13 protein-coding genes are annotated in these 11126 nt (G+C 71.3%); 8 read left to right on the plus strand and 5 right to left on the minus strand.

Translation table 11 applies throughout. The features are described from left to right. Window positions 1-15 precede the first annotated feature (15 nt). Window positions 16-1464, minus strand: coding sequence for a glycosyltransferase family 39 protein (locus AC1UKG_RS23385; RefSeq protein ID WP_018744099.1), 1449 nt, complete (start codon window positions 1462-1464; stop codon window positions 16-18). A gap of 323 nt (window positions 1465-1787) precedes the next feature. On the opposite strand from AC1UKG_RS23385, the gene AC1UKG_RS23390 reads away from it, so the two are divergent. The 4 genes from AC1UKG_RS23390 to AC1UKG_RS23405 are packed head-to-tail and all read left to right on the plus strand — an operon-like array spanning window position 1788 to window position 5165. Continuing rightward, window positions 1788-3512, plus strand: a complete 1725-nt coding sequence (locus tag AC1UKG_RS23390; RefSeq protein ID WP_018744098.1) for a sulfite reductase — start codon at window positions 1788-1790, stop codon at window positions 3510-3512. Continuing rightward, window positions 3509-3667, plus strand: coding sequence for a hypothetical protein (locus AC1UKG_RS23395; RefSeq protein ID WP_018744097.1), 159 nt, complete (start codon window positions 3509-3511; stop codon window positions 3665-3667). The genes AC1UKG_RS23390 and AC1UKG_RS23395 overlap by 4 nt, the downstream gene beginning before the upstream one ends. Beyond that, entirely contained in the window at window positions 3664-4422 is a 759-nt protein-coding gene (locus AC1UKG_RS23400; protein WP_018744096.1) for a phosphoadenylyl-sulfate reductase, read from the plus strand. Before AC1UKG_RS23395 ends, AC1UKG_RS23400 begins: the two co-directional genes overlap by 4 nt. Then, the gene (locus AC1UKG_RS23405; protein WP_018744095.1) at window positions 4404-5165 is read left to right on the plus strand and encodes a CbiX/SirB N-terminal domain-containing protein; all 762 of its coding nucleotides are present in this window, start codon (window positions 4404-4406) and stop codon (window positions 5163-5165) included. Before AC1UKG_RS23400 ends, AC1UKG_RS23405 begins: the two co-directional genes overlap by 19 nt. A gap of 109 nt (window positions 5166-5274) precedes the next feature. Here AC1UKG_RS23405 and AC1UKG_RS23410 read toward each other — a convergent pair whose 3' ends face one another. Next, on the minus strand, window positions 5275-5532 hold the full coding sequence (locus AC1UKG_RS23410; protein ID WP_025616811.1) for a WhiB family transcriptional regulator: 258 nt from the start codon (window positions 5530-5532) through the stop codon (window positions 5275-5277). A gap of 423 nt (window positions 5533-5955) precedes the next feature. After that, window positions 5956-6906, minus strand: a complete 951-nt coding sequence (locus AC1UKG_RS23415) for a diacylglycerol kinase family protein (protein WP_018744094.1) — start codon at window positions 6904-6906, stop codon at window positions 5956-5958. Between the two features lie 42 nt (window positions 6907-6948). Here AC1UKG_RS23415 and AC1UKG_RS23420 point away from each other — a divergent pair, with 42 nt between their 5' ends. Continuing rightward, window positions 6949-7338 (plus strand): hypothetical protein, encoded by a 390-nt coding sequence (locus AC1UKG_RS23420; protein WP_018744093.1) that lies wholly within the window; start codon window positions 6949-6951, stop codon window positions 7336-7338. Window positions 7339-7386: 48 nt separating this feature from the next. Here the strand turns inward: AC1UKG_RS23420 and AC1UKG_RS23425 are convergent, their stop codons facing one another. Together AC1UKG_RS23425 and sodN are read right to left on the minus strand one after the other, a co-directional pair. Next, window positions 7387-7788, minus strand: a complete 402-nt coding sequence (locus AC1UKG_RS23425; RefSeq protein ID WP_018744092.1) for an ATP-binding protein — start codon at window positions 7786-7788, stop codon at window positions 7387-7389. Window positions 7789-7927: 139 nt separating this feature from the next. Further along, complete coding sequence (sodN, locus tag AC1UKG_RS23430) at window positions 7928-8332, minus strand: superoxide dismutase, Ni (RefSeq protein WP_018216841.1); 405 nt, start codon at window positions 8330-8332, stop codon at window positions 7928-7930. Between the two features lie 24 nt (window positions 8333-8356). Between sodN and AC1UKG_RS23435 the strand changes: the two genes are divergently transcribed. The 3 genes from AC1UKG_RS23435 (at window position 8357) to AC1UKG_RS23445 (ending at window position 11121) form a co-directional block, all read left to right on the plus strand. Continuing rightward, window positions 8357-8746 (plus strand): S24/S26 family peptidase, encoded by a 390-nt coding sequence (locus AC1UKG_RS23435; protein WP_018744090.1) that lies wholly within the window; start codon window positions 8357-8359, stop codon window positions 8744-8746. Window positions 8747-8888: 142 nt separating this feature from the next. Then, window positions 8889-10064, plus strand: a complete 1176-nt coding sequence (locus AC1UKG_RS23440) for an NAD(P)-dependent malic enzyme (RefSeq protein ID WP_482643020.1) — start codon at window positions 8889-8891, stop codon at window positions 10062-10064. Window positions 10065-10158: 94 nt separating this feature from the next. Further along, the gene (locus AC1UKG_RS23445; RefSeq protein ID WP_018813959.1) at window positions 10159-11121 is read left to right on the plus strand and encodes a zinc-binding dehydrogenase; all 963 of its coding nucleotides are present in this window, start codon (window positions 10159-10161) and stop codon (window positions 11119-11121) included. Window positions 11122-11126: the final 5 nt, after the last annotated feature.

The raw sequence follows: 11126 nt of genomic DNA on the forward strand, positions 1-11126 counted from the left end.
GGAGATCGGCGCCGGCTACCGGCGTACCAGGGCGACGGTCAGCCCAGGGGGATGCCAGACCTGCTCGACCATCCGCCCGTCGCGCAGCGCCGTTCCCTTCGGACCGGGCACGGCGGCCAGCGGGTCGTGGTGCCGACCGGCCAGCACCAGCCAGATCCGATCTGCGTCGGCCAGGCACGGGGCCGGACGGGCGCACTCGGCGGCCCACAGGTCGCCCCGGCGGGCTGGGCTGGCGGTGAGCAGCACGTCCCGGGGGCGGTGGTCGCCCAGGTGATAGGCCAGGCCCAGGTCGAGGAAGAGCCAGCCCTCCCGGGGCGAGTAGACGACCGCGTCGCCGGGGCGCTGCCCGTCCGCCACGATCTGGGCCGCACCGGCGTAGTCGACCAGCGCCGAACGGGGCCACTCGTGGGTCCGCCGTAGCGCCGCCTGGGCCGGCAGGCCAAGCGCCCCGGCCAGGGCCACGACGGTCAGCGCCGGTAGGAACGGCACCCGGGCCAGGGCGACCCCGGCCAGCAGGCAGCCGAACGGCACCACGAAGACCAGGTACCGGGGTACCCAGAGGGGGACAACCGCGCCGACAGCGAAGACCAGCAGCACCGGCAGGAGCACGGCGGCCCCGGGCAGTAGCGCCGATCGTCCCAGTGTCGCGGCACCGAGCGCGGCGAGCCCGACCACCAGACCCCCGACCACCCCGCTCTGCGTCACCCCGCCGGCCAACGCGGCGAGATCGGCGGGGCGGGCCGGGTCCACCCAGTCGAGCTGACGGGCGTGCTGGCCGTGGGCGACCCAGAGCAGCGGACCAACCAACAGCACCACCGGAACGAGCGCCAGCAGCCAGGACCCAACGAGGTGTCGGTCGGGGTGCCGCCGCCGGGCGGCGAGCACCACCACCGCGTGGGCCGCGAGCAGGGTGAGGGCGACCAGGTGGGTAAGGCCCAGCGCGGCCAGCGCGGCGGCGTAGCCGGCCCAGCGGAGCCGAGATCCGGCCCGCCGGCCCGCCGGCACCGCAGCCACGGCAACGGCCAGCAACAGCGTCGCCACGACAGCGAGGGCGGTAGCCAGCGCGTACGGGCGGGCCTCCTGCCCGTACCGGGAGGTGCTGGGAAGAACCGCGAAGAGGAGGCCGGCGAGTAGTCCGGCGGACCGACCGTACAGCCGTGCGCCGAGGAGCGCGGTCAGGGCCGCGGTGGTGGTCATGGCGAGCACGGCCGGCAGCCGCAGGGCGGCGACCGAATCGCCCGCTCCGGCCACCCACAGGTGCATCAGCAGGTAGTACGGCCCGGTTGCGGCGTCGATCGTGCCGGCGAGCCGGACCAGGTCGCCGAGCGGGCGGGTGGCGGCGCTCCACGTCGCCAACTCATCTCGCCAGAGCTGCGCCCCGGCCACGTCGGTGAGGGTGACCGCGAGCGTCAGCAGCGCCGGCGGCAGCCACACCGGCGGCTGCGGCACGGTTCGCGCGCCCATGCCGCTGAGCCTCGCACAGCGCCGGGCCTCGGGGGGCCGGACCGGAACACCGCTGACCGTGATGTGGGATGCCGCACGCGAACCTTGGCTGCTTCGGTGACGCCGTGGCAGCATGACGTCATGGCTGCCGCCGTTGTGCGCTACTTCGTGGCCCGTCGCCACGTCGATTTCGGCCGCGTGCGCAGCGCGATCTGTCCGGCCCACTGACGACGCCCGACCCAGCTGTCTCGGGCGCTCTGCGCCGGCTACTCCGCCCCAGCCCAGCCCGTCGTGCCGGGGCCGGCCACCGCGCGCGGCGCAGCGGCCACGAGGCACCGCAGACAATGGAGGACGCCACGATGGCGCTGCGCAACCCGGCCCGGCCCGAGGACCCGATACCCCAATCGGCCCGGGCCCCCCGCCGGCCCCGCGGGGAGGGCCAGTGGGCCCTCGGTCACCACGAGCCGCTCAACGCCAACGAGCGGATCAAGAAGGACGACGACCCACTCAACGTCCGGGCGCGGATCGAGAACATCTACGCCCACCAGGGCTTCGCCTCGATCGATCCACAGGACCTGCGAGGTCGGTTCCGTTGGTGGGGGCTGTACACGCAACGCAAGGCCGGCATCGACGGTGGGCGTACCGCGGTGCTGGAGCCGCACGAGCTTGAGGACGAGTTCTTCATGCTCCGGGTGCGGATCGACGGCGGGCAGCTCTCCGTGGCCCAGCTTCGGGTGGTGGCCGAGATCTCCCGCGAGTTCGCCCGGGACACCGCCGACCTCACCGACCGGCAGAACATCCAGTACCACTGGATCCGGGTCGAGGACATGCCGGAGATCTGGCGTCGACTGGAGTCGGTCGGCCTGCAGACCACGGAGGCCTGCGGGGACTGCCCCCGGATCGTGCTCGGTAGCCCGGTCGCCGGCGTGGCCCGCGACGAGGTGATCGATCCGACGCCGGCGATCGACGAGATCGTCCGTCGCTATGTCGGCGACAAGCAGTACGCCAACCTGCCCCGCAAGTTCAAGTCCTCGATCTCCTGGCTGGTGGACACGCCGTACGAGACGAACGACATCGCCTTCCTCGGGGCGGTGCACCCCGATCATGGCCCTGGCTTCGACCTCTGGGTCGGTGGCGGCCTCTCGACGAACCCGATGCTCGCCCAGCGGCTCGGGGTGTGGGTGCCGCTGCACGAGGTGCCAGACGTCTGGGCGGGGGTGGCGGGCATCTTCCGCGACTACGGGTACCGACGGCTGCGCCACCGCGCCCGGCTGAAGTTCCTGGTCGCCGACTGGGGGGTGGCGAAGTTCCGGGAGGTGCTGGAGCAGGAGTATCTGGGCCGCGCTCTGCGGGACGGACCGTCGGCCGAGCTGCCGGCACAGCAGATTGACCACATCGGGGTGCACGAGCAGCGCGACGGGCGCAACTACGTTGGGGCCGCTGCGACGGTCGGCCGGGTCTCGGGTAGCCAGCTCACCCGGCTCGCCGACGTGGTCGAGGCGCACGGCAGCGAACGCGTTCGGCTGACTCCGTACCAGAAGCTGTTGGTGTTGGACGTGCCGGCAGACCGGACGGAGTCCCTGGTCGAGGCGTTGAGCGAGCTTGGCCTCTCGGCCCGCCCATCGGCCTGGCGGCGGGGTGCCATGGCCTGCACCGGCCTCGAGTTCTGCAAGCTGGCCATCGTCGAGACCAAGGCGCGGGGCGCGGAGTTGGTGGCCCGGCTGGAGGAGCGGCTGCGCGACTTCGACGCCGACATCACCATTCACCTCAACGGCTGCCCGAACGCGTGTGCCCGTACCCAGGTTGCTGACATCGGTCTCCGGGGTCAGCTGATGATTGGCGCGGACGGCCGCCAGGTGGAGGGCTTCCAGGTGCATCTCGGCGGTGGTCTGGGCATGGCGCAGGGCCGAGCCGCGGGGTTTGGTCGCAAGCCGCGGGGCCTGAAGGTCACGGCGGCGGAGCTCCCGGAGTACGTGGAGCAGCTGGCCCGCCGCTACCTGGCTGGTCGCGCCGACGGGGAAACGTTCGCCAGCTGGGTGATCCGGGCCGACGAGGGGGAGCTGCGATGAGTGACACCCGTTCCGTTCCGCTGTACTGCCCGTACTGCGGGGAGGAGGACCTGCGGCCGAGCGAGGCGGGGCACGGCAGTTGGGACTGCCACGCCTGTGCCCGGGTTTTCACCGTACGGCTGCATGGGCTGTTGGCGAAGGCGGTGCTCCGGTGAGCGGTCTGGTCTGGGCGGCCGGTCTCGGCCTGGTCGGGGCCGGTGAACCACCGGCCGCTGCGGAAGCGAACCGGCAGGAGTTGCGGAGGTTGGCCGAGGCGGCCGGCCGGGAGCTGGCGGGCGCACCGGCGCTGGCGGTGGCGCGGTGGGCGGTCGAGACGTTCGGGGACCGGTTCTGCGTCACCAGTTCGATGGCCGACGCGGTGCTTGTCCACCTCTTCTCTCGGGTCGCGCCCGGCGTTGATGTGGTCTTCCTGGACACCGGGCTGCACTTCCCGGAGACGCTCAGGGTTCGGGATCAGGTCGCCCGCACGATGCCGGTGAACGTCCGTTCGATCCGACCCCGGCTGACCGTCGGCCAGCAGGACGGCGAGTACGGGCCGCGGCTGTTCCACCGCTCCCCGGATGACTGCTGCCAGCTGCGCAAGGTGGAGTCGCTGGAGCGGGCTCTGGTCGGGTACGACGCGTGGGCCGCGGGGCTGCGCCGGGACGAGTCGTCATCTCGGGCGAACACTCCGGTGGTGACCTTCGACGCGCGTCGGGGCAAGGTGAAGGTCAACCCGATCGCGGCATGGACACAGGCCGACGTGGAGACCTACATCTCCCGCTGGGATGTGCCGGTCAACGAGTTGTTCGGCCGGGCCTACAGCTCGGTCGGCTGCTGGCCCTGTACTCGGCGGACGAAGGCTGGGGAGGATCCGCGGGCCGGCCGGTGGGCGATGTTCGAGAAGGCCGAGTGCGGCCTGCACGGCTGAGCGAGACCGGGGGTCACGGGGACCCGGTGCTCCTGGTCGCGCACGGCAGTCGAGACCCGCGGGCCGCCGCGGCGACGCGGGCGCTGGCTGCGGCGGTGTCCGCCGCTCGGCCTGGCCGGCGGGTGGTGCCGAGCTGGCTGGATCACACCCGCCCCGGTCCGACGGAGGCGTTGCGGGAGTTGGCTGGCGCGGGTTTCCCCCGGGTGGTGCTGGTGCCGCTGCTGCTAACCGCCGCGTATCACCGGCGGGTGGACATCCCGGCGGCCGTTGCGGCGGTCCGCCAGACGGTTCCCGAGCTGGCGGTACGGGTGACCGACGTGCTCGGTCCCGCCGTCCGGGGGGTCGATCCGGCGTTGTTGGCCGGGCTGCGCCGCCGCCTGGCCGAGGCAGAGCCGGAGGGCTACGACGGGCTGGTGCTGGCCGCTGCGGGCACCCGGGACCCGGTCGCGCGCGCCTCGGTGGGGCGGGTGGCGGCCTCGCTGCGGGCGACCCTGGCCGTTCCGACCCGGGTCTCCTACGCCTCAGCTGCCCCGCCCGCCGCTGGCACGGCGGTCACCCGCCTGCGCGTACGGGGCGCGCGGCGGGTGGCTGTGGCCGCGTACTTCCTGGCGCCCGGGCTGTTCCACGACGCAGTGACCGTCTCGGCCCGGCAGGCCGGTGCGGTGGCAGTGGCGGCGCCGCTCTCGGACGCTCCCGAGCTGGTTGACCTTGTCCTCCGCCGGGTCGACGCGGTCTTCGGCTAGACCCGTTGTGGTGTCGTCTCGGTGGTGGCGGGGTGTCGGGTTGACACTGGTCGGGCAGCGGAACGCCCCGGTAGTTGGGTCGACCGGGGCGTTCCGCTTCGGCTGGTGGTCAGGCGGTGTGAGCGCGCAGCACCCGGAGACCGCCGCGCCGCTTGACGGCGCGCCGCTCCTCCTCGCTCATCCCGCCCCAGACGCCTGCGTCCTGGCCGGACTCGAGGGCCCACTGCAGGCACTGGTCCGTCACCGGGCAGCGCCGGCAGACGGCTTTGGCCTGCTCCACCTGCAGGAGGGCCGGACCGGACGTCCCGATCGGGAAGAACAGCTCGGGGTCCTCGTCGCGGCAGACAGCATGGTGGCGCCAGTCCATGGCGGCAACACTCCTCATTCTGGATGGGTGGAAGATGGCTTGCTATATGCATCCGCATCGCCGGCCGTAACGGTTCGCGCCCGGCTTGCTGGCAGTGCGTGAGCAGTCTGTTGGCTCCGTCGACCTGCTGGAATCGCTCATTCTGCTGAGCGCGTCCAGGCAATGTCCCGGAAACTCAAGTCGCTTGTGAATACTTTCACGAACTCTCGCGATGTCAAGGGTGACGCTCGGAAAACTCCGCGCGGTGAGCAAGCCCACACCTTGTTTGTCCTGATTTGCCCGGGGCCCCGGATACTCGGAGTACCACAGTCGGGGATCAATATAGTGCGGCGACGCTGGTTTCGCTGACATTTCCGTCACTCACCCCAACGTGGCGCCAATCGGTGTCGGACGGGCCGGCTCAACCGAAGGGGTGCCCGAGAGCTAGCAGATTACTCGTACCGCCGCGGGCACGGCGGTGAATTCGACTTTCTCGCGCTCGCCCAGGTACTCGCCGTCGAGCTGGAACGCCTGTGGGTGACGGGCGATCAAGGTGAACTCGGCCTGATCGTGGAGGCGGAGTACCTGTTTGCCGTGCGGCCCCGGGGAACGGCCGAAGAATTGAGTGATCGTCCGTGTCGTGCTGGTTACCCGGAGCTGCCGAAGTGCGAACGCGTCCAGGCCGAGGTCGAATGATGCCTCTGGATTCGGGTTCACCTCCCGGTCGCCGATGAACGTCCAGGGCGCGGTGTTCTGGACGATCACTGTGGCGAGCTGTTCCTCGGTGGGCTGGTCCGGTCGCTGGAGGGCGATAGCGGGGTGTCGACGGTCCGAGGCGAGAAAGTACTGGGCGAGGGTCGATCGGAAGTACAGGCTGGGCGTGGAGACCTGCCCGCGTCGGCGGGAGCGTTCCACCCGGTGGATCACCGCGGCGTCCACTCCGAAGCCGGCACAGAAGGTGAAATAACGCTCATCCGCCCGACCCAGGCCGATGGTGCGGTGCCGGTTCAGTCGCAGCCCTTCCAAGATCATGCTGGTGCTGTCCGGCCACTCCCGGGGTAGACCGAGCGCGCGCGCGAAGACGTTCGTCGAACCGCCCGGCACGGTCGCCAGGGCGGGTAGCTGCTCGGCTGGCGTTCCCCCGGTCGGCCCCGTCGTCGGTAGCGCGGACATCAGGCCGTTGACGACCTCGTTTACCGTGCCGTCGCCACCGAGCGTGACGACCAGGTCAACGCCCTCCTCGGCCGCCTGGCGAGCCAAGGTGGTGGCGTGCCCCCGGCTTCGGGTGTAGCGCACCGACAGGTCGACTTCACTGCGCAGCGCCCGGACCAGGACATCCCGGCTGCGTTCGCTGGTGGTGGTGGCCTTGGGGTTGACCACCAGGACGGCCCGCATGGGCGGCACTGTACCGCGTGGCTACACCGGTATCGTGGTCGCGTGACGATCGCCTCCAACCAGATACCCGGCCCGCTCCGGTGGGCCGTCCTGACGCTGCGCGGTGAGGCGGTCGTTGTCGGTCTGATCGCTGGCTGGCTGCTCTGGGCCAACCTTGTGGCGCCCTCCGTCGACCTGACGTCGGCGCTGTTGCTGACGGCGTTCGCCGCGGGTGCGGCGGCCGTGCTCTGGGTGCTGGGCGGGGCGCTCGCCCGGCGTCGGGCGGGTGCCCGAGCTCCGTCGATCGTGCTTCAGCTGATGCTGTTGCCGATGGGATGGTTCATGATCGAGGGCGGGATCGGTTGGCTGGGCGGGCCGCTGATGGCGCTCGGCCTCGGCGTCACCGCACTGTTGCTCAGTACGCCGACGACCCGTGCCCTCGGCTTCGAGTGAGGGCGCTGGTCCCTTCGGTCCTGACCGGTGGGGTGCCACCGGTTCGACCTAGCCGCCGACGCGACGGGTCAGCAGGGAGATGGTCGCGCGGTCGTTCTCAGCGGTGGCGGCGGCCGAGGTGGTCAACGCGGTGAGTACCTTCCAGGCGAAGGAGGACTCGGCCGGCAGTCGCGCACCGCGGGAGGTTGGCACCGTGACCTCAACGGCGAGTGCATCGTCGGTCACGGAGAACCGGCACTCCAGTTCCGCGTGCTGGGTGGCGATCGAAAGCAGCATGGCGCACGCCTCGTCCACGGCGATGCGGAGATCTTCGATCTCGTCGAGGGCGAACTGTAGCCGAGCCGCGAGCCCGGCCGTGGCGGTGCGGAGCACACTCAGATAGCCACCGTCTGCAGGCACGGTCAGGTGCACCACGTCGTCGCTGGCGGGTTGGCTGGTCGTCGGAGTCACGCGTCATCCCCCCGGGCGCCCGCTACCCGGATCGGGGTGGCGGCCCGTCAAGGAACTCTACCCGGTGCCCCCGACTCAGTTACCACGGCGACGGCCGGCGCCGCCACGGACGCGCCGGCCGTCGTCGTTGACGTTTCGCCTAGGCCTTCTTGGTCTCCCAGAAGATCTTCGAGATCTCGTCGATCTTCTGCAGCAACTCGTCGGCCTTCGCCGGGTCGGTCGCGCCCTTGGCGCCGGCCGCGCCGGCCAGCTTGGTGGCCTCGTTGAAGAGCTGGTGCAGGTGCGGGTACTTCTCGAAGTGGGCCGGCTTGAAGTAGTCGGTCCACAGCACCCACAGGTGGTGCTTCACCAGTTCGGCCCGCTGCTCCTTGATCAGGATGGCCCGGGTGCGGAACTCCGGGTCGGTGTTGGCCTGGTACTTCTCGCAGATCATTTTCACCGACTCGGCCTCGATCCGGGCCTGTGCCGGGTCGTAGACGCCGCAGGGCAGGTCGCAGTGGGCGCTGGCGGTCACTCGGGGGGTGAGGATGCGTGGAAGTCGCATCAGGAGCCTCCTGGGAAGTTTGCGATGATCGAGCACGACATTACTTGGACGCTGTACCTGGTGGAGGTGAACGGCATGCCCCCGCCCCCGCCGTGCCCCCGGTGGTCGCTCTCCGCCGTTCTGGTGACGGGTCCCTCGATGGCGCCGACCCTGCGGCACGGCGACGCGGTACTGGTGCGCCGTGGGGACGGCGGAATCCGGGCCGGTGACGTGGTGGTCGCGGTCTTTCGGAGCCGTCCCGACCTGCTGGTGGTCAAGCGCGCGGTCGGTCCGACCGCGGGGGGCTGGTGGATCGTGGGCGACAATCCGTTGATCACTGACGACTCACGGGCGTACGGTGGGGCGGACATCTGGGGGCGGGTGGTGGCGCGCTACTGGCCGCGGCCTCGGCTGCTGCGTCGCCGTGAAGTATGACCCTACTCACATCCGGGCGGCGTGCGCCGCACTATGCTCGGCAGGTGTCCCGGGTGACCCCCATACCTCGCGCCGCCGGTCAGCGCCCACCTCGCGCCCGGACCGGCTGGTCCATCTGTATCGACAGATCCTGGAGTCACCAATGTCATCGTCCACTGTGGACAACGCGGACCCGGTCTTCCGACTGCATCGGGGCGGCAAGCTTGCCGTCGCCTCGACCGTCCCGCTGACCAGCCGGGAAGACCTCTCCCTCGCGTACACCCCCGGGGTGGCCCGGGTCTGCGCGGCCATCGCCGCCGACCCCGGGCTCGCTGATGACTACACCTGGGCCGGGCACACCGTCGCGGTCGTCACCGACGGCTCCGCCGTGCTGGGGCTCGGCAACATCGGCCCACACGCCGCGTTGCCGGTCATGGAGGGCAAGGCCGTGCTCTTCAAGCAGTTCGGCGGGGTGGACGCGGTGCCGATCTGCCTGAACACGCAAGACGTGGACGAGATCGTGGCGGCGGTACGGGCCCTCGCCCCCTCCTTCGGCGGCATCAACCTGGAAGACATCAGCGCCCCGCGCTGCTTCGAGGTCGAGCGGCGCCTCGACGAGGCGCTGGACATCCCCGTTTTCCACGACGACCAGCACGGCACCGCGATCGTCGTGCTCGCTGCGCTACGCAATGCGGCGGCGTTGCTCACCCGAAAACTCGGCGACCTTCGGGTGGTGATCAGTGGTGCGGGTGCCGCCGGAGTGGCGGTGACCAAGATGCTCGTCGCCGGCGGAGTAAACCCGGAACAGGTGGTGGTCTGCGACTCCCGGGGCATCATCGGGCCGCACCGTGACGGTCTCACCAGTGCCAAGGCCGAGCTGGCAGAGCTGACCAACGGTGACGGCCGGCGGGGCGACGTGGCCGAGGCGCTGCGCGGCGCCGATGTGCTGATCGGGGTCTCTGGTGGCCAGATCCCCGAGGCGGCGGTGGCCGGCATGGCTCCGAACGGGATCGTCTTCGCGCTGGCCAACCCCACCCCCGAGGTGCAGCCGGAGGTGGCTGCCCGGCACGTCGCGGTGGTCGCCACCGGCCGAAGCGACCACCCCAACCAGATCAACAACGTGCTCGCCTTCCCTGGTGTCTTCCGCGGCGCGCTGGACGCCCGGGCCACCCGGGTCACCGATGGCATGAAGGTGGCCGCGGCGGACGCGATCGCCGGGGTGGTGGCCGACTCGCTTGCACCCGAGGCGATCGTTCCGTCACCACTCGACCCGCGGGTCGCCCCCGCGGTGGCCGAGGCGGTCGCGGAGGCCGCGCGGCGCGACGGCGTATCCCGGTAGGGGCGGCGGCGGGGGTCGTGCGGCGCGGCGGTGTACCGACGTACCGCCTCGCACACGCCAACGGGCCTTCTCGTCACCCGCCCGGGTTGTTACCGTGCCGATCATGCGTGCTGCCTTCGCCTCCCGCTTCGACGACGCCAACCCGCTCGCCGCGCTCACCGTCGGCGAGCGGCCTGAACCCGTGCACCACGGCGACGACTGGGTGACTGTCCAGGTCACCGCCAGCGCGCTCAACCACCACGATCTCTGGTCGCTGCGCGGCGTCGGACTGCGCGCGGAGCAGCTGCCAATGATCCTGGGCTGCGACGCGGCCGGCGTTGACCCGGACGGCAACCCGGTGGTCGTCTACCCGGTGATCCCCACGCCGAGTGATCCACGCCGGGTCTCGATCCTCTCCGAGCACTTCCCGGGCACGCTGGCCGAACGGGTCGCCGTACCCCGGGCGAACCTGCTGCCGCTGCCGGCGGGCCTGGCGGCGACGGACGCCGCCTGCCTGCCCACCGCCTGGCTGACCGCGTGGCGGATGCTCACCACTCGGGGCCGGGTGGACGAGGCCGGCGCCGTGCTGGTGCAGGGGGCGGGTGGAGGTGTGGCCACCGCGGCCGTCGCGCTCGCCGCCGCGATGGGTAAGCGGGTCTACGCCACCAGCCGGGACGCCGCCAAGCGGGAGCAGGTAGCGGCGCTCGGCGCGACTGCCGTCGAACCGGGTGCCCGGTTGCCGGAGCGGGTGGACCTGGTGATCGAGACGGTCGGTGCCGCGACCTTCGACCACTCGCTGAAGTCAGCCGCGCCCATGGCCCGGATCGTGGTCTCCGGCGCTACCGCCGGGCACGAACCACAAGTCAACCTGCGCCGTGTCTTCGCCATGCAGCTGGAGATCCTCGGCACCTCCATGGGCACCCCGGACGAGCTGGCCGCGTTGCTGGCCTTCTGCGCCGAGCGGGGGCTGCGCCCGGTGGTGGACCGGGTGGTGCCGTTCACCGCGGTTGAGGAGGCATTCGCCCGCCTGCACTCCGGCGACGTCTTCGGCAAGGTGGTCGTTGACCACGCGGCCTGAGCGAC

The organism is Salinispora sp. CH2A1_6 (assembly GCF_056820975.1).